The sequence below is a fragment of the Streptomyces resistomycificus genome, assembly GCF_001514265.1.
GTDB classification, from domain to species: Bacteria; Actinomycetota; Actinomycetes; order Streptomycetales; family Streptomycetaceae; genus Streptomyces; species Streptomyces resistomycificus.
Window position 1 is genome coordinate 218,948 of sequence record NZ_KQ949000.1, and the last position, 24,709, is coordinate 243,656.

Here is a 24,709-nt window from a genome sequence, read left to right on the forward strand (position 1 = left end):
TCGCCCAGATGGCCGCCGCGATGGTGACCACCGCCCTCCAGCAGACCCCGACCATCGACGAACCGGTGTACGTGGCGACGGCCGCCGACTACCTGCACGCACACCGGGTGCGTCACAACCCCGAGCATCCGCCGCTCGGGAAGCTCGTGGTCGCCGTCGGTGTGGCCCTCGCCGACCCGCACGTCGACCGGTCCTTCACCGGCGACCAGGGCATGCTCGGCCGGCACCTGCTGTACGAGTCGGGCAACGACCCGTGGCAGGTCATGCTGTGGGCCCGCCTCCCGGTGATCGTGCTGACCCTGCTGTTCGGGTTCGTCGTCTTCGCCTTCGCCCGCGAACTGGCGGGAGCGGTGGGCGGGTTGGTTGCCCTCGCGTCGTACACCCTCTCCCCCGACGTCGTCGCCCACGGCTCGCTGGCCACGCTCGACGTACCGACGGCCGGGTTCCTGCTCACGTCCGTGTGGCTGCTGTGGCGGGCGCGCCGGCGCCCACGGCTGTACCTCCCGCTCGGCGGGGCCGCGCTCGGGGCGGCCCTCGCCACGAAGATGAGCGCGCTGCCGGCGGTTCTGGTCCTGCCGGTGCTGGCCGGGGTGTCCGTGTGGTGCGCGGGCGCGGGCGCGGGAACGGCCGACCGGCGCGGGAGGCTGCTGCGGGCGATCGGGGGCGCCGCCGTGGTGGCGCTGATCGCGCTCGCCGTCGTATGGGTCTCGTACCTGGCCGTGGATCCCCGGCTGCGGTGGACGCCCCGGCAGCACGTGCCCGTCGTGCACGGGCTGCGGGGGCTGCTCGTCCACCTGTCACCGTTCCCCGAGTCGTACCGGGACGGGATGCGCATCCAGTTCGGCCTGGAGAACCGCCCGTGGGAGGGCTTCCTGTTCGGCCGGGTCTACACCGGGTCCCTCTGGTACTACCTCCCGGTCGCGCTGCTGGTGAAGACGCCGCTCGGCCTGCTCGCGCTGTGGGCGGCCGGTGCCGTCGCGGTGGTGGCGGTACGGCGGTCGCGCCCCGTGGCGCCGTACCTGCTCGCGCCCCCTGCGGTGCTCCTCGCGGCGGCCATGCAGGGGTCGCGGGACTTCGGCACCCGCTACGCCCTCTTCGTGCCGATGTTCCTGGCGGTGGCGGCCGGCTGTGTCCTGGTCGTGCGGTGGCGGTGGGCACCGGCGGTGACAGCGGCACTGGTGCTGTTCCTCGCGGTCAGCTCCGTGCGGACGTACCCCTACTATCTGCCGTACTCCAACGAGGCGTTCGGCGGGACAACCCGCACCCACCTGCACCTGCACGACTCCAACGTCGACTGGGGCCAGGATCTCGGCCGGCTCGCCGACCGGCTGCGCGAACGCCACCGCGGCGAGCGGGTCTGGCTCGTGTACAAGGGCAGCGGTGTGCCGTCCTGGTACGGCATCGAGGCGTCCGACCCGCTTGCGGTGCCCCGGCACGAGGTGCGCGGGCTGCTGGTCGTGTCCGACTCCGCGGTTGCCAAGGCGAAGGGACGGCTGGCCGAGTTGATCGCCGGTAGTCGCGTGATCGACCAGGTCGGTCACTCGATCACGATCTACCGCCGCTGACGCCGGCTCCTAGTGCACGGCCTGCTGGAATCCGTCGGCGCTCACGTGCTCCATCACCGTACTGGTCACGCGGTAGCGGCCGTTGGGCACCTGCGTCGACCTCGTGACGTGCACGGCGAGGGGTCCGGCCCACTCGTATCCCTTGTCCTCGGCGTGCCGCATGAGGCTGTCGGTGAGCGCCTGGCCGACGCTGCTGCCGCGCCGGGTGAGTTCGTCGTGCACGGAGTCGGCGAGCTCGACGTCGTAGGCGTTGGGGACCACGATCCGCGTCTCGCTGCACACGACCGCGTTGCTGTCGCACTCACGTCGCAGCGCGTCGACGAGCTCGACGGGTTCCTTGTCGAAGACCCGCGCCCACAGCGCCTCCCACCGGTTCTCCAGGGCCTGTTCCACCACGCTGAGCGCGCTCATGTCACCGCTCCTCGAAGTCGTCGGGACGCACCTCGGCCTCTTCCAGGGCCTCCCGCAGGGTGCGGCCGGTGCCGCCCGTCGGGCGCGAGGCCTCCCCCTCCCGGTGTTCGAGAGTGTCGTCGGTGGTGTGCGTCTTGGGGCGGTTCTCCTCGGGGACGGTCACGCGGGGCTCCTCAACTGTCGTCCATGGCTTCGCGTCGTCGCCGACCGGCGTCGGGCGTCGTCGTCGAAAGCACTGTCGCGGGGGCGGGTTCCCGTCCGGGGCGCGCGTATCCGTCCTTCCGGCAGGTCGATCGGTTCGCCCCCCGGACCGTGGTCGCGGGCTTTCGCACAGCCAGGGGCCACCACGTTGTGTGAGCTATGTTGAGGCACTGTGGAAGACAAAGGAGGCGGACCCGTGCCATCGCCGCAGCAGGCACGCGCCCAGGCGTCCGCGATCACCTCGGGGAAGACCGCACCGGAGGCGGAGGCCTCCCCCATTTCCCAGCTCAGGGGCCTGTTTGACCGGCCCCGGCTGTCTCCCGGGCAGCGCCGGATCGCCCAGTACCTGATCGAGCACATCACCGAGGCGGCCTTCCTCTCGATCACCGATCTCGCCGAACGCGTCGGCGTGAGCCAGCCGTCGGTGACGCGGTTCGCGGCGGCGGTGGGCTTCAGCGGTTACCCCGCGCTACGGGAGCGGCTCCAGTCGATCGCCCTCGGCACGCTCGCCGGCGGCCCGCCCGCGGCGGAGGAGAACGGGAGCAACGAACTCCAGGCGGCGGTCGACGCCGAGATCGACAACCTGGAGAACCTGCGGCGCGACTTCGCCGACCCCGACCAGGTGATCGACATCGGCCGCCGGCTGTCCCGGTCGACCCCGCTGACCGTGCTCGGTCTGCGCATCTCGGCGTCCCTGGCCGAGTACTTCGCGTACGCGGCCCGCCGGGTCCACCCCGACGTGCGGCTGGTGAACCGCAGCGGCAGCGTCGCCTACGACTCGCTGCTCCAGTCACGCGAGGCGGGTGGCACCTGGGTGCTGGCGTTCTCGATGCCCCGGCACGCCCAGGAGACCCTGACCGCCGTACGGGTCGCGCGCGGCGCCGGGCTCAAGGTCGCGCTCATCACCGACCTGGCGCTCGGGCCGGTGGCCGACGAGGCGGACGTCGTCTTCGCCACCGGAACCGGGTCCCGACTGGTCTTCGACTCCTACGCCGCTCCCGGCGTCATGGCCTCCGCGCTGCTGCAGGCCATGACCGACGCCGACCCGGAGCGCACGCAGGCGCGGCTCGAGGATTACGAGCAGATTTCCGACCAGCACCAGTTCTTCCTGCGCGACTGACCTCACCACCACTCACCACCTACATTTCAGGACACAAGGGGAACTTCCGGCACATTTCCCGCATGAATGTTTTCATGCTTCTTGCAAAGCGGTCGGCATATATAAATACTGCTCACGGATCACGCCCCGGCCATACCGGGTCGCCTGTTCCGCACCCGCATCCGCCCGCACAGAGACGACGGTCCGCTCATGCGCACGCTGCACCACACGCCGCGCGGGCACCGTCTGCCGCCGCGGGCTCCTGCTCGGACACCCGGGGCCGCCGTCTCCTACCCGCGTCGGCGCCCGGGGTGTTCGGTCGGGCGTCGCTTGCGCGAGCGCCCGTGGCGGCCTCGGTCATCCCCTAGACCGAGGCCGCCCCAATCCGTCGGACCACCCCGCACGACGCCGCACACCCGGAAGCGATGACCATGCCTCTGACGACCACGCGCACCACCACGCGGATCAGCCCGGACTGGCCGTGCCAGGTCAAGACGCCCGGCAGCTACGACTGGGAGCGCTCGGCGGCCAAGTGGCTGCGCGAACTGGTGCCGGCCCGCTACGCCAGCTACCCGGCCCTGATCCGGCACCCCGTGCTGCTCGCCCGGCATGCGCAGATCCAGGTCCAGCACGAGGTCCGGGTGGCTCGTACCGCCCTGCAGACCGCCCGGGCCGACCTGCCGGGACTCGGGCTGCCTGAGTCGGTCATCGAGCACACGATCAAGCTGTACGCGGCGGAGGTCATGCAGCTGCAGCACATCGCCCGCAGCGTGCGCGCGGTCACCCAGGCGCTGGTCGAACACGGCCACGGGCGCTGAACCCCCCTCTCGGGCTCCCCTCTGTGACCAGGCCCGGGCATGACCCGCGTCTCGGGCTCCCCCTCCGCGACCAGGCCCGGGCATGACCCGCGTCTCCCGTGGCACCCGTGGTGAACATGAGCACTACCGAGGTACGGCAGGGCGATCCCGTCACCACGGTCCTCACCTGGCAGGTGCGGCCCGGCCGGGAGCAGGAGTTCGAGCAGTGGGCGCACGGAGTCACCCAGTGCGCCAGGCGCTTCCCCGGCAACGAGGGCGTCTCCTGGCTGCGGCCGGAGGACGGCCCCCGCTTCCACGCGGTGCTGCGCTGGTCGGATCCGCACCGGCTCGCCGCCTGGCTGGAGTCCGAGGAGCGGGCGGCCTGGCACGAACGGATCAGGGGCCTGGCCACGGAGATCGGCAGCGAACGGCAGTCGACCACCGGCATGGAGACCTGGTTCAGTCTGCCCGGCACCACCGTGCAGGCGCCGCCGCGGTGGAAGATGGTGCTGACCACCTTCCTGGGCGCCTTTCCGTTCGTGCTGCTGATCCAGTGGCTGGTGGCGCCGCAGACCGCGGCCTGGCCCCTGCCGCTGCGCGCCGCGGTGTTCCCGGTCGTGCTGCTGCCGGTGCTGACGTACCTGGTCATGCCTCTGCTGAGCCGCCTGCTCCGGTTGTGGCTCTACCCGCCGCCGGACCGCTGACGGCGGCGTACCGACGCGGCCTCGGGCGGGTCGGCGGGCCCCGCGGCGCCCGACTTCACCGGTGTGTGCGTTCCGCGTCCACAAGCCCGCGATCGAACCGCGCCGGATGTGCAATGCTCAACACGTGACGAGCGAGCCCGCCAGCCCCACCGAACCCGGCGCCGCGCCCGACATGGTGGCGCTGACCAGCGTTGTTGCCCGGCAGCGTGCCGAAATGGACCGGCTGCGGGATCAGGCGGCCACATCGGCTGTCCTGGAGCGCGCCAAGGGTGCGCTGATGGCGCTGAGCGGGTGCACGCCGGAAGCCGCGGGCGAGGAACTCCAGCAGCGCGCCAAGGCAGGCAATCGCACGCTGATCGAGGAGTGCTGGATCACCCTCGGGGGGCTCGTCCGCCCACCCGGCACCGATCCGCGGTCCGAGTCCGCGGACGCCGACTCCACCGGCTCCCCGGCCGGCGGTTCCCCCGCCGCCGCTGCCCAGGGAGCCGAGAACGCCGTCGCCGAGAACGCCGTCGCCGTCAACGACGACGCCGACACGGACGACGCATTCGTCGCGCTCGGCCGGCTCGGCGACGCCCTGCTCCACGTCGGTACCCGCCAGGAGCTGGCGCGGTGCCTGCTGGAACACCTTTCGCCCGAGGTCGGCGCCGACGCGGTCATGCTCTTCCGGCGCCTGCCCGCCGGCGGGCTGGAACTCGTCGGGCACGCCGGTATCGACGACACCCTCGCCGCCCAGTGGCGGCAGGTGCCCCCGCTGTCCGGGATCGCCGCCCACGACGCGCTCCGCGCGCGGGAGCCGCGCTGGCTGGAGGACCTGGAGACGGACCGGGAGCGGTACCTGCTCATCGGGGAACCCCCCGAGCGCTGGCGCTCCCGCGCCTGGCTGCCGGTGCCGGCCGGGGACTCGGACGACGTCTGCGTCGGCGTCCTGCGGGAGGCCGGCGGGCCGTTCACGCCGTCCGTCCGACGGCTGCTGCGGGGCGCCGCCCGGCTGTGCGCGGGCCGGCTGGCGGCCTTCGGCGCCCGGCCGGAGCTCGCCACGGACAGTGCCACCCAAGCGGTGTTCGACGCGCTGCCGGGTGCCACGATACTGATCTCGCCGCTGACCACCCCCTCGGGGGAGATCGAGGACTACCGCATCGACGCGGCCACGGCCGAGACGGTCGACCTCCTCGGTCGCACGGGCCGCGGACTGGTCGGCCACCGGGTCCTGGAGTGCTTTCCCGGCATGGCGGGCGAGGAGCTGTGGCAGGGATGCCTGCACACCCTGACGACCGGGGAACCGTACGAGAGCGAGCCGTTCGCCCACCAGGAGTTGTCGGGTGGCACCGGGGAGCTGTCCACGTACTCGGTACGCGCGGCGCGGCTGGACGACGGCCTGGCCGTCTCCTGGGTCCGGCAGGAGTCCTCGGACCGGCAGGAGCAGCGCCTGGCGGACATGCAGCGGCTGGGCAACCTGGGCTGGGCGACCTGGAACCTGGTCACGCACGAGGTCGACTGGGCGTCCCAGGTCTACGACATCTTCGACCGCGACCCCCTGCGCGGCCCGGTCCACCTGACGGACCTCCCGGATCTGGCGCTGCCGGAGGACCAACCGGTGCTGACGCGTTTCATCCGGGAACTCATGCACGGCGGGCGCCAGTTCTCCGTACCCTTCCGGATCGGGACAGCGGGCGGGGTGCGGCACCTGCGCGCTGTCGCCGAAGCGGTGCTGGACGTCGACGGCACGCCGTTCGAGGTGCACGGTTTCGTGCAGGACCTCACCGCGCAGCGCAGCGCCGAGCTCGCCCTCGTGGAGAGCGAGCAGGAGATCCTGACCCAGCACGGCGTGCTGCTCGCCGAGCGGACCCTGGCCGCCCGGCTCCAGCACGCGTTGCTGCCCCTGCCGACCCGTCCGCAGCGGCTGGCGGGCCTGCACGTCGAAGTCGCCTACCTGCCTGCCCAGTCGGGGATCCACGTCGGCGGCGACTGGTTCAGCGTCATCGAACTGCCCAACGGTGACGCCCTGTTCGTGGTGGGGGACGTCGCCGGGCACGGCATCGACGCCGTCGCCACGATGGCCCAGCTCCGCTTCACCGCGAAGGGCATGGTCATCACCGGATCGTCGCTCACCGGTGCGCTGGCCCGGCTCAACACGCTGCTCCTGCACTCCCGTGACTCCCACGGCACCGCGACCATGGTGCTGGCCCGCTACAGCCCCGGCGAGCGTCGGCTGATCTGGGCCCAGGCGGGCCATCCCCCGCCGCTGCTGTTGCGTGACGGCGAGGTGCGCTACCTGGAACGCCCGCGCGGAATGCTGCTCGGGGCGAGCTCCGCGCCGGTCTACCAGGAGGCGGAGTGCCACCTGGAGCCCGGCGACCGGCTGATCCTGTACACGGACGGGCTGGTCGAGCGCCCCACCGAGGGCATCGACCTCGGCCTCGACCGACTCGGCAAGGCGGTCGTCGCCCATCACACGGACGAGCCGGGCTCCCTGCGGCCGCTGCTCGCCGCACTGCTGGGGGGCGACCTGCGGGACGACGTGTGTGTGGTCGACGTCCGGGTGCCCACCGAGCCCGAATAGGCGGCGCGGCAGCGGCCCGAAGGCCGTTCACTCGTCGGCCGTTCACTCGTCACCGCGGTGTCGCCAGTACCAGAACGCGCCCACGACGAGGGCCACCAGGAACACGGCGGGCAGTACCAGGCCGGGAATACGGGAGCCGCTCATCGGTGTGGCCTTCGGTTCGGGTGGCGCGGGGTCCCTCGTACGGGGGCTGCCCATGGTGACGGCGACCGGTCCGAGGCCGCCGCCACTTTCCCGACGCCTTGCCCGGCGTTCGAACGGGGGGAGGGAGCGTCAGTCCACCGGGTGACCGGGTTCGATGGTGCGAGCGTCGCCGAGCCGCAGCAGCGGCCCCTTCCGCTGCTCCGCACGCTCACCCCAGGCCACCGGGGCGAGGACGAAACCGACGTGATCTCCTCCGTCGGTGCGGGTGAGGACCTCGCCGACGAACCAGGCCGCCGCGTCCTGCAGTACGGCCGCCCCGCCGTGCTCCTCCCGCCAGCCGACGTGCCGGAACTTGTCCGTCGTGTCACCCGTACGGCCCCCGAAAAGCTCGGCGAGCTCTCGCTGTTCGCGGGTGAGCAGATGCACGGCGAGAAACCGGGCGTCGCTCGCCACGCGACAGGTGTGGTTCACCTTCGACAGCCACACCACGAACCGCACCGGCCGGATGGAGCACTGCGAGGCGAACCCGACCAGGCAGCCCGCCCGCTCTCCGCCCGCCGTGGCGGTCACCACGCACATGTCCGGGTCCAGCCGGTCGGTGAACGCGTCGACGCCCGCCATGCTCACATCACTCCCGTGTCGGTGTGGTCACGGGGTGGGTACCCGGGATTCAGCCGATCACGGCCCGGCCGGCCGTGCGTCCGTGGTCATCCGCCTCCCGTGCGGGACTCCAGCGCGAGACGGGTGTCGTCACCGTAGACGCCGGTCTCGTCGCCGCGGATGCCGTACCAGACCTGGAAGCGGGCCACCGCCTGGGTCAGGGTGGCGTCGTAACTGCCGCTGGTGGAGCCGTGGTCGTAGACGTTCGGGATCTTCAGCAGGCGTTGCTGGAGGTCGGTCACGTCGGGGCCGGCGGCTCCTTCGCGGAGGGTTCCGGGCCCGTCGGGGTCGGTCGCGGCGGAGGGCGTGGGGGTGGGCGCGGCGGACGCGGTCGCGGACGGCGCCGAGGGCTGTACGGCCTGGGCGTCGCCTCGGCCGGGCAGCAGGAACGCGCAGCCGAAGCCGACCAGCGCCGCCGCGGCGACGGCACCGGCCACGGCGGTACGACGCAGACCGCGCACGCGTCCGGCGGGGGCGCGGCCTCCCGGTACCGGGAGGCCGCCGCGCGCGGGCGGACGGGGGTTCCTCGCAGCCGGACGACCGCCTCTGGGGGACGTGTGGCTGTGGCCGGCGCCGGACGTGCGCGTCAGCGGGCCCTGGCCGAACGAGCCCTGGGCGAACGGGTCCTGGGCGAACGGGTCCTGGCCGAACGGGTCCTGGTCGGTGACGGGAGGCAGTTCCTGTGTCTCCGCCTCGTTGTGGGGCAGCGTCACCACCTCGTAGTCCCCGGTGTGCTCCCGGGGCTGTCCGGTCTGCTCCCGGAACTCCCTGATCAGATCGGCCAGCGCGTCGGTGTTCCGGGGGCGCAGTACCCGCACCGGTTCGAGCGGCGCGTCGTCGGGCCGCTCGGGCGGCTGCCCACGGTCGGTCGGTATCGGCATACAGCTCTCCTTCCGCCCCTGCACGGGACCTCCGGCATCCCCCGGGGATGGATACGCGCGTGCCGGGCCGGGAGTTCAGCGTCCCTGAGCGGTGCCTCACGAGAGCACTCAGTTCCCTCATAAGGCTGCACTGAGTGCCATCAGCCCGGCCAGGTGCTACTTTCCCGTCCATGAGCTCCAGCAGCGCGGCGCCCCGTCGTGACGGGAAGGCGGAGGCGGCGGCCGCGACGGCGACCTCGGCACCGGCCTCGAAACCGCCCATGCGGGACGCGCTCGTCGCGGCCGCCTTCCGGCTGTTTTTGGAGCGGGGATACGAGCAGACCACCGTCGACGACATCGTGGCGCTGGCCGGCGTCGGACGGCGGTCGTTCTTCCGGTACTTCCCCTCCAAGGAGGACGTGGTCTTCCCCGACCACGAGCGGTGCCTGGCCGACATGAAGGAGTTTTTGGCCACCGGCGACGACGGGAGCGAGCCCGTGGGCCGGGTCTGCGACGCGGCCCGCATGGTGCTGCGGATGTACGCCGAGAACCCGACGTTCTCCGTGCAGCGCTACCGCCTCACCAAACAGGTGCCGGGCCTGCGCGCCTACGAGCTGTCCGTGGTGTGGCGATACGAGCGCGCCCTCGCCGAGTATCTGAGGGGCAGGTTCGCCGGTCGGCGCGACGGGACCCTTCGGGCCGACGTGATCGCGGCCGCCGTCGTCGCGGCGCACAACAACGCGCTGCGCTCGTGGCTGCGTTCGGACGGACACGGCGACGCGGGCGCGACGGTCGACCATGCGCTCGGATACGTGCGGTCGGCCTTCGGCAGCCCTCCCCAGGCTCCGGTCGGCGAGGGGCTGCCCGAGGACGTGGTGGTCGTGGTCTCCCGGCGCGACGCGCCCCTGTGGCGGGTGGTCCAGGAGCTGGAGGCCGCGCTCGGGCGCGGCTGACCCCGGCCTCGGGCCCCGATCCGGCCCCCGGCAGGGCCGCGACGTCCCCGCCCGGAATCCTCAGATCAGGGGTACGGAGTGCCTTTACGAGTGGCACTGAGTGCCATACTCTGTGGGCGTGCACGGTGGCATGGCCAACCGGGCATGCGCGTGCACGGTGACCCGCGCACGTGGGATTCCGGCCTAGCGCAGGGAGTTGACCAGCGTGTACCACCCCTCAGGAAACGTTGCTCGTCTGACCGCCGGCTCCGCGACGGGCCTGCTGGACCCCGGGAGTCCGGATCGCGGGCGCGCGGACACGGACGCCGTCCTCTTCCAGCGCTGCACGTGGTGCGGTACCGCGACGTACCACCGACTGCTGTGTCCGGTCTGCCAGGGCAGCGACCTGCGCACGGAGCGCAGCGAGGGCACGGGGACGGTCCGCCACTCGACGGTGGTGCACCGCAACACCCCCGCCGCCCGGAACGTGTCGCTGATCGAGATGGCCGAGGGCTTCGTCATCCGCGGCCGGGTCATGGGCCCGCCCATCGGCATCCACAGCGGAGACCGGGTCCGGCTGTCCACCGCGAAGGACCCGGTGCGCGGCGAGCCGGTCTTCCAGCTGGTCGACGAGCCCTACCGCGCCTGGAGTTAGCGGGCCGGCACACGGCTCCCTGCCACGGCCGGCCGCCCTTGGCCACCTCCCTGGCTTGATCACGTCGTTGGCCTCGATCATTTTCCCTTTCACAGACAACCCACAGTGGGTCCTCCTCCGTCCTTCGTGACGCGTGAGGCTCCCGAGACGGACGGGGTGCCGCGCTCGGGGGTTTGAGGAGAGGACCATTGATCCGTGCCCGGCGAATAGGTGTGACCGCCGTGGCGGTGCTGGCGGCCCTGGCGGGGTCGCCCGGACTGGCACAGGCCCAACAGCCGAGACAGACCGAACCGTTGACCGCGGCGACGGCCGGTGACGAGCTCCCGCAGGGCTGGCGGATCGGCGGCGAGGGCGCCGCGCGTGAGCTGGTCTGGCGGGCGCCCAGGGCGGTGCCCGCGGGGGACGCGCGCGTCGAGTTCCACACCGGGGACCGGCTGCTCGGGGTCCCGGAGCCGGGGAAGGACGGGCGCACGTTCCGGCTCCCCCTCGACGAGGCCCGCTCGGCGCACCTGAAGGACCTGCGGGTACTGGCCGCCGGACGCCGGCTGGACGCGCCGGCCGGCACCACCGACCAGCGCCGCGAGCGAGACTCCCTGGCCGCCGCGCAGCCGCCGGCCCCGCTGCCCGCGGGGGCCGTCGACCCCGGGAAGCCGGGCTCGTACCGCACGGTCAGCGGCGAGTACGCCCTCGACCCGATACGGCTGCCCGGCTACGCCCAGCCGATCGAGATGCGCGCCGAGGTGGTGGCCCCCCGGGGTGCCACCGGCAAACGGCCGCTCGCACTCTTCCTGCACGGCCGCCATGCCACCTGCTACAAGCCGGGCGCCGAGGACGACGTCACCATCGACTGGCCCTGCCCGGTCGGCATGAAGGAGATCCCCAGCCACAAGGGGTACCTGCGCGACCAGAAGCTGCTGGCCTCCCAGGGGTATGTGACGGTGTCGATCTCGGCGAACGGCGTCAACGGCCAGGACGCCGGGGCCGAGGACGCCGGCGCGCAGGCGCGTTCCTCGCTGGTCAGGCAGCACCTCGCGCGCTGGGCGGACTGGACCGCGCGTCCGTCCACCGCACCGGCGGCCGTACGCGAGGCGCCGAGGGCCGATCTCTCCCGGGTCCTGCTCGTCGGCCACTCGCGCGGCGGTGAGGGCGTCAACCGGGCCGCCATGGACAGTCTCTACCCGCCGCCCGCCGCCCAGGACGGCTACCGGGGCCCGGTGCGCTGGAAGGTGCGCGGGACCGTGCTCATCGGACCGACGATCTTCGGCCAGAATCCGGTCGCCGACGTGCCGTCCGTGACCATCCTGCCGGGCTGCGACGGCGACGTGTCCGACCTCCAGGGCGAGGTGTACGTCGACGGGACGCGCGGGACCGGCAAGGGCAGCGCGCTGCACAGCGCGGTGTACATGGTCGGCGCCAACCACAACTACTTCAACAGCGAGTGGACTCCCGGCAAGTCCCAGGCGCCTTCCTGGGACGACTTCTGGGAGGACGAGGAACACAAGGACCCGGTGTGCTCGGTCGGCACCGCGACCCGGCTGACCGCCGACCAGCAGCACCGGGCAGGGGCCACCTACATCGCCGCCGCCGCCCGGCTGTTCGTCGCCGGGGACGACCGGGTCCGTCCGCTGCTCGACGGTTCGGGCAGGCGCGCCCCCTCCGCCGATCCCGCCCGTGTCCTGACCCACGCGGTCGGCGCGCGCCGCGGAGCCGGATTCCTGCCGGACGGCAAGGTGACCGTGAGCGGCGCCAGGCTGTGTTCGGCGATCGACCCCGACCCTGCCGTCGCCTGCCTCGACGCCGAGACGACCGCCGGGTCCTCACCCCACTTCGCGTGGTGGGAGACGGACCGGGAGGCCGGGCGTCGCGCGGTCGCGCTGAAGTGGTCGGCTCCGGGTACGGCGGCACGCGTCCGCCCTGCCACGCCGCTCTCGCTCGCCGGTTCCAAGGACCTGGCGTTGCGGGTCTTCGTACCGCCGAACACGACCGGCACGAAGCTCGACGTGTCCGTCACCGACGCCTCCGGCCGACGGGCCACGCTCGGCCGGGTCACGGTGGACGGCCTGCCGGGCAGTGACAGGACGGCCTCGTACTGGGCGCGTGAGGTGCGCGTCCCGCTGAGCGCCGCGACCCGCGCGGGGCTCGACCTGCGGCACGTCAAGTCCCTTGATCTGACGCCGCGTTCGCAGTCGGGCCGGGCCTGGCTGATGGACGCCTGGGGCTGGGCGCCGGGCACCGCGGCGGTGAAGCCGGCGGCGCTGCCGCGCGTCGACGTCGGCCGCACGGTCGTCAAGGAGGGCGACTCGGGCACCCGCACCTACCGGGTGCCGGTCAAGATCTCCGGGCACGGCAAGGGTCAGGTCCGCGTGTACGTCCTGGACCCGGACACCGGGCGGGGCACCCACCAGCTGGTCACGGTACGGCCCGGCAGCGACGCCATCGACGTACCGGTCGAGGTGACGGGCGACACGCGCTTCGACTACGACGCCCAGCACGACATCGTCGTGAAGGCGGTACGCAACGCCGTCGTCGGCTCGCACCGGGGCGGGGTCACCGCGCAGAACGACGACCCGGAGCCGGTCGTCACCATGACGCCGGTCGCCGACCGGGTGACCGAGGGACAGACGCTGACCTGGCGGCTCTCCCTGAACGAGGCCGCCGACGTGGAGATCTACCAGCCGGTGCGGGTGCTCGCGGCCGAGGGGGCCGAGCTGTCCACCAAGGACGTGGATCCGCAGTGGCTCCTGGACTACACCGGTGAGTCCCCCGACCCGGAGCGTCCGCTGTCCGAGGCGAACGTGTGGGTGTGGGTGGCCATTCCGGCCGGGAGCACCGGCGCCGACCTGACCGTGCCGACGGTGCGGGACCAGCTGGCCGAGCCGACCGAGTCGATCCGCGTCGCGCCGACCGACACCGAGGCCGAGCCGCTGCCCGGCCGTCCGGTGCTGACCGGCACCGTGCTGGACGCGCCGTAAGCCGTAACCGGCCACGGCAGGATCCGGGGGCACGGACCGCAGGCGGTCCGTGCCCCCGGTACGTCACAGCGTCACACGGATCCCGACCGTGCCGTCCAGGCCCCTGCGCAGCCGACTGCCGAGGAGGGTGAGGCGGCCGGTGATGCCGTACTTGCGGGCGATCAGCCGTCGGTAGCGCGCGGTGGTCTGCGGGTCGGTGATCTCGGCGGTGGCCGGGACCTGCTCGCCGGTCGGGTTGCCGCGCAGGTCGCAGGGACCGACGAGGACGTCGCCGCGGGCCCGGATCCGTTTCACCTTCCAGGCGTCGGCGGCCGACCAGGCGCCGAGCGCGCCCCCGTCGCGGACCACCCAGACCGGGGTGGCGACCCCGGTGCCGTTCTTCCGGTAGCTGGTGATCAGCAGGTACTTGCCCGCCCCGAGCCGCTCCAGCGACGTGTCGTCCATACGGGGCAGTCTAGGCAGGGCCACCGACCGCCGCCGCCATCCGCCGTACCGCTTCCTCGACGATCTCCGGGGACGTCGCCAGGTTCAGGCGCACGTGTCCCGCGCCACCGGTGCCGAAGGGGAGCCCCGAGTTGAGCGCCACCCGGCCGCGACGCAGGAAGACCTCCGCCGGATCGTCGCCGAGACCGAGCGCGCGGCAGTCGAGCCAGGCCAGGTACGTGGCCTGGCCGGGGCGGTACCCGACGGTCGGCAGATGCCGCGCCAACAGGTCGGCGAGCAGGCGTCGGTTGTCGCGGAGACCGGCGAGCAGGGCGTCCAGCCAGGCGGTGCCGTCCCTCAGGGCGGCGGTGTGGGCGATGACGCCGAGGTGGCTGGGACCGTGGCCGACCTCCTCGGGCATCCGGGCCAGGTCGGCGGCGGACGCCGGGCCGGCGACGGCGAGCCCGGCCTTGAGGCCGGCGAGGTTCCAGGCCTTGGAGGCCGACATGACCGACAGCCCGTTCTCGCCGCCCGGCACGCTCAGGTACGGCACGAAGGCCACGTCCCCCACGACGAGCGGCGCGTGGATCTCGTCCGCGACGACACGCACACCGTGCCGGTCCGCGAGCGCGGCGACCTCGGTGAGTTCGTCGGCGGTGTGCACGGCCCCGGTCGGATTCTGCGGGCTGCACAGCAGATAGGCCGCCCGGCGACCGCCCGAGACGGCCCGCCGGAAGGCGTCCTCCAGGACGCCGAGGTCGAGACGGCCGTCCGGGCCGAGCGGGGCCCGCACCACCTGCCGGTCCATGTGCCCGACGAACTGGAAGAACGGCGGGTACACGGGCGGGTTCACCACGACGGCGTCACCCGCCCCGGTGACCAGTCTGATCATTTCGACCACGCCGAGCATCACGTCGGGAACGATCGAGGTGCGCTCGACGGCGAGACCGCTCCAGCCCCACCGCTTGTCGGCGAAGGCGGCCAGCGCCTCCGCGTACGCGGTGCCTGCCGGGTAGCCGGTGTCGCCCAGTTCGAGGGCGTCGGTGACCGCGCGGCGCACCGGTCCGGCGAGCGGCACGTCCATCTCCGCGACCCACAGCGGCAGGACGTCGTCGGGGTAGGTGCGCCACTTCGTGCTCGTACGGCATCGCAGGCGGTCCAGGGTGAGTTCGCGCAGGGGATTCGGTTCGCCGGACGTTTCGTGCGGGATCCTGGTCATGGGCACAAGATAGGGGGCTGTGGTGTGACCGGGAATCGTGAGAACGGGGTGGCGGACGGGCGTCCGGGGCCGGTCGGGGAGGTCGTGGAGGTCGCCTGCGACGAGTCGGGCTCGGACGGGGAGAACCTCACCGGCGGGAACACCCTGGTGTTCGCCCACGCGAGCGTGCGGCTGTCCGTGGAGTCCGCCGCCGGGCAGGTGCGGGAGATCCGCGACCGGATCCGCTCGCCCGCCGAGGAGTACAAGGCGAACCATCTGCTGCGGGAGAAGCACCGGGCCGTACTGGAGTGGCTGCTCGCCCCCGCGGGCCCGCTCCACGGGCGCGCGCACGTGCATCTCACCGAGAAGACCTTCTTCGTCGTGGACCGGGTCGTGGACCTGCTGCTCGACGACGGGTCGGCGCAGGCCGTGACGCTGTTCCGTGAAGGGCCGCGGCTCTTCGGGGCCGAGCGGTGGCAGGGGTTCCTCGCGGCCGCCAACCGGCTGCTGCGGATCAGGAACGACGGTGGGGCGCACGCTCCGACCGACACCTTCTTCCGCGAGGTGGACGCCCTGCGCCACGCGTATCCCCGTACCCCCGTGTCCGGGATCCTCGAGCGGCTCGCGCAAGCCCGCTCCCGGGCCGACTCCTACCGGGCGGACATCACCACGGGTCCCACCCTGGTGCCGGTCCTCAATCCCCTGCTGCCGGCGATCGTCGCCACGGCGGTGCACTGGAGCGCGGGCGGACGGACCGTCCGGCTGGTCCACGACCGGCAGAGCATGCTGACGCCCGAACGCGTCGTCTGGATCGAGGAGACGGCCCGCCGGCTGGGAGCGCGCCTGGACGGGTTCAGGCTGGTGGTAGCCCGTGAGGATCCGCGGGTACAGCTCGCGGACTTCCTCGCCGGTATCGGCCGCAAGATCGCCTCGGACGAGTTGCAAGGAGGCACCGATCCCGCGCTCACCGACCTGCTGCGCCCCTATGTCGGTACCGGGTCGGTGTGGGGCGACGAGCGGAGCTGGGCACGGCTCGCGCCGGCGGATGTGGAGAGATCACTCTTGCCGTGAACACCCGGGGCCTGGGCCACGTATGGGAGGTGGGCGCTCAACGACCGGAGGGCCCTGCGGTGTTGACACCGCCTGTACGGGTTCGGGAGCCATGCATGAGGCACGCACGACGACGGGTCGTCCGGCGAGTGACACGGCTGGCGGCCGTCGGCGGACTCCTCCTGGGAGGCACGATGGTGACACGCGCCGTGGCGAGTGAGCCATCCGAGGCCTCGGCCGTGCCGCGGACGTACGCGGAGCAGTCGGCGGACACCGGAACCGGCCTGGTCTCGCGGCTCGGCGACTCCCGTACGGCGGGCACCTGGATCGACGCGAAGGGCCGGCCGGTCGTCGCGGTCACCGACCAGGACGCCGCCGCCGAGGTCGAACGGGCGGGAGCGGTGGCGAAGGTGGTCTCGCACAGCATGAACGAGCTCAAGTCGGCGACGTCGACGCTGCGTTCGGCGCCCCGGGTGGCCGGCACGGCCTGGGCGATGGACTACCAGACCAACGAGATCGTGGTACGGGGCGACACCACCGTCTCGGCCGCCGACTGGTCGCGGATGACGCGGGTCGCCGACGGCATCGGCGCCTTCGTCCGGATGGAACGCACCGAGGGCGAGTTCACGCCCCGGCTCAACGGCGCGCTGCCGATCCTGTCGACCGCCGGACGCTGTTCGGCCGGTTTCAACGTGACCGACGGGCAGCGTGAGTTCATCCTCACCGCGGGGCACTGCGGGCCCACGGGTTCCGTCTGGTTCGCGGACACCGGAGGCACGGAACAGGTCGGCAAGACGGTCACCCAGAGCTTCCCGGGCAACGACTACTCCCTGGTGCAGTACGCGAACGGCAAGGCCGGTGACGGCGCCGCCGTCGTGGCCATCGGGGACGGCAAGGGAGTACAGATCACGGGCGCGGCCGATCCGGCCGTCGGACAGCGCGTGTTCCGCAGCGGCAGCACCAGCGGGCTGCGCGACGGCCAGGTGACGGCGCTCAACGCGACGGTGAACTATCCCGAGGGGACGGTCACGGGCCTGATCGAGACGAACGTGTGCGCCGAACCCGGGGACAGCGGCGGCCCGTTGTTCTCCGAGGGGATCGCGCTCGGCGTGACCTCGGGCGGCAGCGGCGACTGCCAGTCCGGCGGTACGACGTTCTTCCAGCCGTTGACCAAGGCGTTGACCGACCTCGACGTCCAGCTGCTCGTGTCCGCCCCCGCCGGTGGCGGCAGCGCGGCGCCCTCGCCGTCGGCCTCGGCCACACAGAGCTCGATCGCCCCCGGTGCGGCCAACCCCGGGGCGTCGGCTCCGGTGGCCGGGGGGACGGCGGGCGAGCCGCTGCTGACCCGGCTCACCGACCGCCGGAACCTCGGTCCGGGTTTACTGGTCATCGCGGGCAGCCTGATCGCGCTGGTGGCGAGCAGGTACATCCGGGCTGAGAAGGACCGCAAGGCGTACCGGCGGCACTACTCGGCGACATGGGGCTGACCGCCTGCGCGGGACGGCACGGTGGCGCCCTGTGGGCGTCGTGGGGAGGTCGGGCCGGACGACGAGGTCAGGTGCCGACGAGGTCGGGAGCGGCGGCGGGCCTTCGAGGAGGGATCAGGCCGCTTCTGCCGACTGCGGGGCCGCGGCGGCCCACTCCAGGACGAGCCGCTGGTACTCCTCGCGCTGCTCGCCGTTCAGCGTCCCGCCCGATCGGAGCCACAGCGCCCTGATCTCCTCGTTGACCTCGTCAGCCGAACGTTCGGTAGCGGGTTCAACACTGGTGGACATGATGTGAAGCATACGTCTTTGGACGTGAAGGCCATGTGAGTAATCACGAGCCAATCGGACATTTCGGACCGTGTTGCTGATCACGTCCATCTGCTCGCTCCCGGCGCGGAATTCACGCTTCCACGGCCCCGAGCACCAGAACCTGGATCGCCAACACGGCGGCGCCGCGGGCCCAGTCGTGAAAGTCGGACACCTTGGTCTCCAGGTCGACCGGGGCGGCCAGCGGGTGCCGGTGGCCACGGATGGTCTCCTCGACGGTCTTGCCGGCCACGTCCATCAGGCCGACGCCCTCGCCCGCCAGGAGGATCTTCTGGGGCATGGCGAAGTTGGCGATCTGGGCGACGAGGGTGCCCAGGGCGCGTGCGGCCTCGTCGATGACGCGGGCGGGCATGGCGTCCTTGGCGGCGGCGAGGGCGAGGATCTCCTCGTAACCGTGCTCACGGCCGGTGGCGGCGTGGATCTGGTAGCGGATGCTGGGGATGGTCAGCAGGGAGACGGCGCTGCCGCGCGCGCCGTCGGGGGTGAGCGGGCCGTCGGGGCGCACGATCCAGTGGCGGCCGAAGCCGCGGTCCTCCTCGGCGTACGGCACGCGCTTGCCGCCCAGGACGAGGCCGTAGCCGATGCCGGCGCCGATGGTGAGGACCACGAACCGGTCCAGGCCGCGGCCCGCGCCGAACCAGGTCTCGGCCTCGACGAGGGCGGCCACGTCGTTCTCGACGACCACCGGCAGCCCGGTGCGCCGCTCGACGAGCGCGGCCAGCGGGACCTCCCGCCAGTGTAGGAACGGCGACTCCCCCACCACGGCACGGTCCCGGACCAGACCGCCGACCCCGATGCCGACGCCCGCGATCCTGGGGTGGTCACGCAGGAGCGTGTCGGTCATCTCGGCCAGCAGGTCGGCGACTTCGGCGGGGTCGTGGGTGGTGAGCGGCCGGTCATGGCGGGCGACGATGTCGCTGCGCAGGGTGGTGACGACGCTGTAGACCATGTCCTCGGTGATCTTGAAGCCGAGGAAGGAGCGGGATTCGGCGACGACGTCGAGGGGTTGCGAGGGGCGCCCCTGGCGGACCTCCGCCGAGGCGCCCGCCTCGGGGACCTCGACGAGCAGGCCGGACTCGATCAGCGGCTTGGTGAGCCGGGTGAGGCTGCCCGCCGAGAGGTCGAGGCGCCTGGCGAGGTCGGTACGCGACAGCGGGCCGTGGACGAGCACCTCGATCGCCACCGAGCGTTCGCCGGAACTGAGGGGAAGCCAGCTGGCGGCACCTGCGGTCATGTAGGTCAGACTCCCACAAGGATTTCTTTCGTCATAAAACCAACATGACCACTATACGACCTCCACACGGCCCGGGAAAGATGTCTGCCCGCCCCTTGACGCATGGATTCTTCCGCGACAAAAGTAAGTGGGCGAGGACGAGCCACCGCAGACGAGGGAGTCTCCCGATGACCATCGCCTCCAGCAGCCCTCCGTCGCGCCTGCCGCTGAGCGGCGCGGAGGGGGCACGGACGAAATCGAGGACGGGCAGGGAGGGGGCCGGCGAGAGCCGGGGGGACGGGCGTCTGGCCGCGGTGTTCATCGCGCCGGCACTGCTGGGCTACGTGGTCTTCCTGCTCTGGCCGACCCTGCGGGGCATCTATCTGAGCTTCACGCGCTTCAACCTGCTCACGCCGGCGGAGTGGGTGGGCCTCGACAACTACGTGCGGATGGTCCACGACCCGATCTTCTGGGACTCGCTGACCATCACCGTCGTGTACGTGGCGATCAACATCGGCGTCCAGACGGTCTCGGCCCTCGCGATCGCCGTGCTGCTCCAGCGGCTGACGCAGTCGGCCGTGCTGCGCGGGGTGGTGCTCACGCCGTACCTGATGTCGAACGTGGTCGCCGGCATCGTCTGGCTCTGGATCCTCGACACCCAGCTCGGCATCGGCAACGAGATCATCGCGGCCGTCGGCGCGGACCGGATCCCGTTCCTGGCGGACGAGACCTGGGCGATCCCGACGATCGCCCTGATCAACGTGTGGCGGCACGTCGGCTACACGGCGCTGCTGCTGTTCGCGGGCCTCCAGGCCATCCCCAACGACATGTACGAGGCCGCGAAGGTGGACGGCGCGGGCGAGTGGCGGATGTTCTGGCGGATCACCATGCCGCTGCTGCGGCCGGTCCTGGCCGTCGTGCTGATCATGACGGTGATCGGCTCGTTCCAGGTGTTCGACACGGTCGCCGTGACGACCGGCGGCGGACCCGCGAACGCCACCAACGTGCTCCAGTACTACATCTACGGCGCCGCCTTCGCCCGCTTCCAGTTCGGTTACGCCTCCGCCATGTCGGTGGCACTGCTCGTCGTGCTCAGCGCGATCACCGTCCTGCAGTACCGGCTCACCCGGGCCGGCCACACCGACCTCGGCTGAGCGGAGGGAGTCGCCATGGCTGCCGTGACCACCACGACGACCGACACACACATACGGCCCCTCAGGCGCCGGCTCTCCCCCGGCCGGATCGCGGCCTGGGCGGTGATGACCGCGATCGTGCTCGTCACCCTGCTGCCGTTCTACTGGATCCTGCGCACCGCGCTGTCCTCGAACGCCGGGCTCGCCGCCAGTCCGGGCGACCCCCTGCCGGTCGATCTGACCACCGGCGGGTTCGAGCGGGCGCTCGGTCTGCAGTCCACCAAGGAGGCCATCGCCCAGGGCGGTGCGGGCGGTGGGCTGAAGTTCTGGCGCTATCTGCTCAACTCGGTGATCGTCTCGACCCTGGTCACCGTCTGCCAGATCTTCTTCTCCGCCATGGCCGCCTACGCCTTCGCCCGGCTGCGCTGGCGCGGCCGGGACAAGGTGTTCGCCCTGTTCCTGGCGGGGCTGATGGTGCCGACCATCTTCACGCTGCTGCCGAACTTCGTGCTCATCAAGGAACTCGGCCTGGTGGACACGCTGCTCGGGATCTCCCTGCCGACGATGTTCATGACGCCGTTCGCGGTGTTCTTCCTGCGCCAGTTCTTCATGAACATTCCGAAAGAGGTCGAGGAGGCCGCTCTGCTCGACGGCGCCGGGAAGGTGCGGATCTTCTTCCGGGTGCTGCTGCCCATGGCGTCCACGCCGGTCCTGACCCTGGCCGTGCTCACCTACATCACCGCCTGGAACGACTACTTCTGGCCGCTGATGGTGTCCTACAGCGACAGTTCGCGCGTGCTGACCGTGGCGCTGGCCGTCTTCCGGGCGCAGACCCCGCAGACGGGCACCGACTGGTCGGGCCTGATGGCGGCGACGCTCATCGCCGCCCTGCCGATGCTGGTGCTGTTCGGGTTCTTCGCCCGCCGCATCGTCAGCTCCATCAGCTTCACCGGAATCAAGTAGGGGGCGCAGATGCGGATACGCCTGCACACACGGATACGTACGGCCGTGACCGGGGCACTGGCACTCTCGCTGGTCAGCGGATGCGCCCAGGGCGACGGCACCGGGGCGTCGGCGAACACGGTGACGTACTGGCTGTGGGACGCCAGCCAGCAGCCCGCCTACCAGGCCTGCGCCAAGGACTTCGAGCGGCAGAACCCCGGCCTGAAGGTGAAGATCACCCAGATGGGCTGGGACGACTACTGGGCCAAGCTCACCGCGAGCTTCATCGCCGGCACCCAGCCGGACGTGTTCACCGACCACATCCAGCGCTTCGGCCAGTTCGCCGACCTCGACGTCCTGGAGCCGCTCGACGACCTCGGCGTCAAGGACGCCGACTACCAGCCGGGGCTCGCCGCCAACTGGATGGGCCAGGACGGCCACCGCTACGGCTCCCCGAAGGACTGGGACACCGTCGCCCTGTTCTACAACCAGAAGATGGCGAAGGACGCGGGCCTCACCGCCGACCAGTTGAACGGTCTCGCCTGGAACCCCGAGGACGGCGGCACCTTCGAGAAGGCCATCGCCCATCTGACCGTCGACAACAAGGGCAGGCGGGGCGACGAACCCGGCTTCGACAAGCACGACGTCAAGGTGTACGGCCTGGCCACCAACGGCGGCGGTGACGGCGACGGCCAGACGCAGTGGAGCAACTTCGCCGCCTCCGCGGGCTGGACCTACACCGACAAGAAGCGGTGGGGCACCGAGTACCGGTACGACAGCAAGACCTTCCAGTCGGTCATCAAGTGGTACTTCGGGCTGGCGAAGAAGGGCTACATGGCCCCCTTCACCGACTACAACTCCCAGTCCAACCAGGCCAACACCCAGGTCGCGGCGGGCAAGGCGGCCGCCGCCTTCGACGGAGCCTGGATGATCTCGTCGTACGAGGGCTTCAAGGGCCTGGACATCGCCACCGCCGTCACCCCCGTCGGCCCGACCGGCAAGCGCGCCACGATGATGAACGGTCTCGCCGACTCCATCACGAAGAACGCCCACAACAAGGCGGGCGCGAAGAAGTGGGTCCGGTACCTGGCGTCGAACGAGTGCCAGAAGACGGTGGGCGGTTACGGCATCGTCTTCCCGGCCACGCCCGACGGCACCAAGGCCGCGGTGGCGGCGTACCGGAGGAAGGGCATCGACGTCTCGGCGTTCACCGAGCCGGTCGACGACAAGAAGGACTTCGCGACCTTCTCCTACCCGATCACCAACTACGCGGCCGACGTGTACGCGTTGATGCACCCGGCCATGCAGGACGTCTTCGGCAACGGCAAGCCCGTGAGCAGCCTCGACCAGACCAACAGCCAGATCAATCTCATTCTCGACCAGTGAAGGGCACGCCATCCATGACGTTCTCCCTCGGTATCGTCGGCGCCGGACAGTTCTCGGGCCAGTTCGCCAAGTTGTTCCTGGCGCACCCCGGCGTCAGCGACGTCTACGTCACCGACCTCCTGCCCGAGCGGGCCGAGCAGCTCGCCGCCGCCGAAGGGCTGGCGGGCACCTTCCCGTCGTACGACGCCATGCTGGAGTCGAAGGAGGTCGACGCGGTCGCGATCTTCACCCAGCGCTGGACCCACGGCCCCCTGGTAGTCCAGGGCCTGAACGCCGGCAAGCACGTGTACTCCGCGGTCCCCATGGCCATCACCGCCGAGGAGATCGCGGCGATCATCGACGCCGTCAAGGCGACCGGGCTGACGTACATGATGGGTGAGACCAGCCAGTACAACCCGGCGACCGTGCACGCCCGCAACCAGATCGCGCAGGGTGCGTTCGGCCGGCTCTTCTACGCCGAGGGCGACTACGTCCACGACATGGACCTCGGGTTCTACGAGGCGTACCAGTACAGCGGTGGCGAACAGTGGAAGGCGACCGCCAGCTATCCCCCGCTGCTCTACCCGACGCACTCGATCGGCGGGGTGCTCGGCGCCTGGCAGACGCACGCCGTGAGCGTGTCGGCGCTCGGGGTGCTCGACGACCGCGGCGACGGGGTGTTCGACAAGGACGTCAGCCAGTTCGGCAACGACGTCTCCAACGCGACCGCGTTGTTCGAGGTGGCGGGTGGCGGGTCGTTCCGTACGAACGAGTTCCGGCGGGTCGGCTATCCCTCGCACATCCGGGAGTCGCGTTTCCGGTTCTTCGGGACGGAGGGGAGCATGGAGCAGCTCGCCACGGTCGCCCTGTGGCAGGACAAGAACGGGGTGGAGGACATCAGTGAGCTCCTCGAGCCCAAGCCGACCATGTCCGCCGACGACCCGTCACTTCAGCACATCGCACCCGATCTGCGGGCCGCCTTCACGTCGGGGTCGGCGCCGGTGCACGACCGGGCGCGGCTGCCCCGGGAGTTCGACCACCTGCACAACGGACACGAGGGCAGCCACCATTTCCTGGTGGACGACTTCGTGACCGCCGTCAACACACGGACGCTGCCCTCCGTGAACGCGTGGGTGGCCGCCCGTTACACCCTGCCGGGCATCGTCGCGCACGAGTCGGCGCGGCAGGGTGGGGCGCGGCTGGCGATCCCGGACTTCGGGGACGCCCCGCGCTAGCGCGGTGGCGCGGCCGGGTGCCTGGATCAGGTGCCCGGCTTGCGGCCGTACACGAAGACGTCGTCGCCCTTCTTCAGCATCGACCAGTACTTCTTCGCGTCGGTCTTCGTCATGTTCACGCAGCCGTGCGAGCCGGGCGGGTTCCACATGCTGACGCCCACCGAGTGGAAGGCCTGGCCGCCGTCGAAGAACTGGCTGTAGGGCATCGGCACGTCGTAGATGGACGAGACGTGGTCGATGTTGCGCCAGTAGATCTTCTTCAGACCGGTGCGGGTCTCGTAGCCGTTGCGCCCGGTACGGACCGGGACGGGACCGTAGACGAGCTTCTTGCCGTCCTGGATCCAGCTGAGCTGGAGCGTCAGGTTCACACAGGCGATGCGGCCCTTGTTCACCGGACACTTGCCGTCCTTGTTGGGGTTGCTCCCCACGGCCTTCTGCTTGTTCATCAGGTCCATCACCCCCCAGGTGACGGGACCCGCGTAGCCGGCGTTGGGCGTGATGCCGTGCTTGTTCTGGAATGCCTGGATCGCCTTGCAGTCGGCGGCGGACTGCTTGCCGTCGACCGGCCGGCCGAGGAACTTCTCCACCTGCTTCTGGTGGGGGCCGGTCTGCGTGGTGCAGCTCGCGGCCTGCGCGGGCGTGGCGCCCAGCGCGAGTGCGAGCGGTGCCACCAGTCCGGTGATCCCCAGTACGACGGCTCCCCGTCGGCGTGTGTCCCCCATGGCCAGCCTCTCCCTGCGCGTGTTCCGGTTCGTCGACTGATAGACCGGTGT

The 24,709-nt window shown here is 71.4% G+C and carries 23 protein-coding genes; 14 read left to right on the plus strand and 9 right to left on the minus strand.

The window, feature by feature from the left end; translation table 11 throughout:
- Nucleotides 1–8 precede the first annotated feature (8 nt).
- Complete coding sequence (locus AQJ84_RS32675) at nucleotides 9–1,565, plus strand: glycosyltransferase family 39 protein (RefSeq protein ID WP_225889217.1); 1,557 nt, start codon at nucleotides 9–11, stop codon at nucleotides 1,563–1,565.
- A 9-nt stretch (nucleotides 1,566–1,574) separates the two neighbouring features.
- On the opposite strand, the gene AQJ84_RS32680 is transcribed toward AQJ84_RS32675, so the two are convergent.
- Nucleotides 1,575–1,976, minus strand: a complete 402-nt coding sequence (locus tag AQJ84_RS32680; protein WP_030042775.1) for a DUF3662 domain-containing protein — start codon at nucleotides 1,974–1,976, stop codon at nucleotides 1,575–1,577.
- Nucleotide 1,977: 1 nt separating this feature from the next.
- Nucleotides 1,978–2,139: a hypothetical protein gene (locus tag AQJ84_RS43645; RefSeq protein WP_164873139.1), complete on the minus strand. Its 162-nt coding sequence runs from the start codon at nucleotides 2,137–2,139 to the stop codon at nucleotides 1,978–1,980.
- Between the two features lie 234 nt (nucleotides 2,140–2,373).
- Here AQJ84_RS43645 and AQJ84_RS32685 point away from each other — a divergent pair, with 234 nt between their 5' ends.
- From AQJ84_RS32685 to AQJ84_RS32700, 4 genes are all read left to right on the plus strand, one after another.
- Nucleotides 2,374–3,297, plus strand: coding sequence for a MurR/RpiR family transcriptional regulator (locus AQJ84_RS32685; protein WP_030042776.1), 924 nt, complete (start codon nucleotides 2,374–2,376; stop codon nucleotides 3,295–3,297).
- A gap of 404 nt (nucleotides 3,298–3,701) precedes the next feature.
- Entirely contained in the window at nucleotides 3,702–4,094 is a 393-nt protein-coding gene (locus AQJ84_RS32690) for a hypothetical protein (RefSeq protein WP_030042777.1), read from the plus strand.
- 116 nt (nucleotides 4,095–4,210) lie between these two features.
- The gene (locus tag AQJ84_RS32695) at nucleotides 4,211–4,777 is read left to right on the plus strand and encodes an antibiotic biosynthesis monooxygenase (protein ID WP_030042778.1); all 567 of its coding nucleotides are present in this window, start codon (nucleotides 4,211–4,213) and stop codon (nucleotides 4,775–4,777) included.
- Nucleotides 4,778–4,949: 172 nt separating this feature from the next.
- Nucleotides 4,950–7,340: a SpoIIE family protein phosphatase gene (locus tag AQJ84_RS32700; protein WP_053190411.1), complete on the plus strand. Its 2,391-nt coding sequence runs from the start codon at nucleotides 4,950–4,952 to the stop codon at nucleotides 7,338–7,340.
- Between the two features lie 273 nt (nucleotides 7,341–7,613).
- On the opposite strand, the gene AQJ84_RS32705 is transcribed toward AQJ84_RS32700, so the two are convergent.
- Both AQJ84_RS32705 and AQJ84_RS32710 read right to left on the minus strand, forming a co-directional pair.
- Nucleotides 7,614–8,105, minus strand: coding sequence for a flavin reductase family protein (locus AQJ84_RS32705; protein WP_030042782.1), 492 nt, complete (start codon nucleotides 8,103–8,105; stop codon nucleotides 7,614–7,616).
- Nucleotides 8,106–8,191: 86 nt separating this feature from the next.
- Complete coding sequence (locus tag AQJ84_RS32710) at nucleotides 8,192–9,025, minus strand: peptidoglycan-binding domain-containing protein (protein ID WP_030042783.1); 834 nt, start codon at nucleotides 9,023–9,025, stop codon at nucleotides 8,192–8,194.
- Between the two features lie 170 nt (nucleotides 9,026–9,195).
- Between AQJ84_RS32710 and AQJ84_RS32715 the strand changes: the two genes are divergently transcribed.
- The 3 genes from AQJ84_RS32715 to AQJ84_RS32725 all read left to right on the plus strand — a co-directional run bounded on the left by AQJ84_RS32715 (nucleotide 9,196) and on the right by AQJ84_RS32725 (nucleotide 13,563).
- The gene (locus AQJ84_RS32715; RefSeq protein WP_059198891.1) at nucleotides 9,196–9,957 is read left to right on the plus strand and encodes a TetR family transcriptional regulator; all 762 of its coding nucleotides are present in this window, start codon (nucleotides 9,196–9,198) and stop codon (nucleotides 9,955–9,957) included.
- 205 nt (nucleotides 9,958–10,162) lie between these two features.
- Nucleotides 10,163–10,591, plus strand: a complete 429-nt coding sequence (locus AQJ84_RS32720) for a Zn-ribbon domain-containing OB-fold protein (protein WP_030042785.1) — start codon at nucleotides 10,163–10,165, stop codon at nucleotides 10,589–10,591.
- A 212-nt stretch (nucleotides 10,592–10,803) separates the two neighbouring features.
- Entirely contained in the window at nucleotides 10,804–13,563 is a 2,760-nt protein-coding gene (locus AQJ84_RS32725) for an alpha/beta hydrolase family protein (RefSeq protein WP_225889219.1), read from the plus strand.
- Nucleotides 13,564–13,626: 63 nt separating this feature from the next.
- Here AQJ84_RS32725 and AQJ84_RS32730 read toward each other — a convergent pair whose 3' ends face one another.
- Both AQJ84_RS32730 and AQJ84_RS32735 read right to left on the minus strand, forming a co-directional pair.
- Complete coding sequence (locus tag AQJ84_RS32730; RefSeq protein ID WP_030042788.1) at nucleotides 13,627–14,007, minus strand: PPOX class F420-dependent oxidoreductase; 381 nt, start codon at nucleotides 14,005–14,007, stop codon at nucleotides 13,627–13,629.
- A gap of 10 nt (nucleotides 14,008–14,017) precedes the next feature.
- Complete coding sequence (locus AQJ84_RS32735) at nucleotides 14,018–15,205, minus strand: MalY/PatB family protein (protein WP_030042789.1); 1,188 nt, start codon at nucleotides 15,203–15,205, stop codon at nucleotides 14,018–14,020.
- A gap of 24 nt (nucleotides 15,206–15,229) precedes the next feature.
- On the opposite strand from AQJ84_RS32735, the gene AQJ84_RS32740 reads away from it, so the two are divergent.
- Nucleotides 15,230–16,255 (plus strand): hypothetical protein, encoded by a 1,026-nt coding sequence (locus AQJ84_RS32740; protein ID WP_030042790.1) that lies wholly within the window; start codon nucleotides 15,230–15,232, stop codon nucleotides 16,253–16,255.
- Between the two features lie 95 nt (nucleotides 16,256–16,350).
- The gene (locus tag AQJ84_RS32745) at nucleotides 16,351–17,721 is read left to right on the plus strand and encodes a S1 family peptidase (protein ID WP_053190400.1); all 1,371 of its coding nucleotides are present in this window, start codon (nucleotides 16,351–16,353) and stop codon (nucleotides 17,719–17,721) included.
- 114 nt (nucleotides 17,722–17,835) lie between these two features.
- Here AQJ84_RS32745 and AQJ84_RS32750 read toward each other — a convergent pair whose 3' ends face one another.
- Both AQJ84_RS32750 and AQJ84_RS32755 read right to left on the minus strand, forming a co-directional pair.
- Nucleotides 17,836–18,021 carry a hypothetical protein gene (locus tag AQJ84_RS32750; protein ID WP_030042791.1) on the minus strand — a complete coding sequence of 62 codons (186 nt, stop codon included), beginning with the start codon at nucleotides 18,019–18,021 and terminating at the stop codon, nucleotides 17,836–17,838.
- Nucleotides 18,022–18,121: 100 nt separating this feature from the next.
- On the minus strand, nucleotides 18,122–19,282 hold the full coding sequence (locus AQJ84_RS32755; RefSeq protein ID WP_053190401.1) for an ROK family transcriptional regulator: 1,161 nt from the start codon (nucleotides 19,280–19,282) through the stop codon (nucleotides 18,122–18,124).
- 167 nt (nucleotides 19,283–19,449) lie between these two features.
- On the opposite strand from AQJ84_RS32755, the gene AQJ84_RS32760 reads away from it, so the two are divergent.
- Genes AQJ84_RS32760 through AQJ84_RS32775 form a run of 4 tightly spaced genes read left to right on the plus strand, consistent with a single transcriptional unit; the run spans nucleotide 19,450 to nucleotide 23,936 of the window.
- The gene (locus AQJ84_RS32760) at nucleotides 19,450–20,415 is read left to right on the plus strand and encodes a carbohydrate ABC transporter permease (protein ID WP_030042795.1); all 966 of its coding nucleotides are present in this window, start codon (nucleotides 19,450–19,452) and stop codon (nucleotides 20,413–20,415) included.
- A 15-nt stretch (nucleotides 20,416–20,430) separates the two neighbouring features.
- Complete coding sequence (locus AQJ84_RS32765) at nucleotides 20,431–21,357, plus strand: carbohydrate ABC transporter permease (protein WP_030042796.1); 927 nt, start codon at nucleotides 20,431–20,433, stop codon at nucleotides 21,355–21,357.
- Between the two features lie 9 nt (nucleotides 21,358–21,366).
- Nucleotides 21,367–22,722 carry an ABC transporter substrate-binding protein gene (locus AQJ84_RS32770; protein ID WP_030042797.1) on the plus strand — a complete coding sequence of 452 codons (1,356 nt, stop codon included), beginning with the start codon at nucleotides 21,367–21,369 and terminating at the stop codon, nucleotides 22,720–22,722.
- Between the two features lie 14 nt (nucleotides 22,723–22,736).
- Nucleotides 22,737–23,936, plus strand: a complete 1,200-nt coding sequence (locus AQJ84_RS32775; RefSeq protein WP_030042798.1) for a Gfo/Idh/MocA family protein — start codon at nucleotides 22,737–22,739, stop codon at nucleotides 23,934–23,936.
- 26 nt (nucleotides 23,937–23,962) lie between these two features.
- Here the strand turns inward: AQJ84_RS32775 and AQJ84_RS32780 are convergent, their stop codons facing one another.
- Nucleotides 23,963–24,658 (minus strand): L,D-transpeptidase family protein, encoded by a 696-nt coding sequence (locus tag AQJ84_RS32780; protein ID WP_030042799.1) that lies wholly within the window; start codon nucleotides 24,656–24,658, stop codon nucleotides 23,963–23,965.
- Between the last annotated feature and the right edge of the window lie 51 nt (nucleotides 24,659–24,709).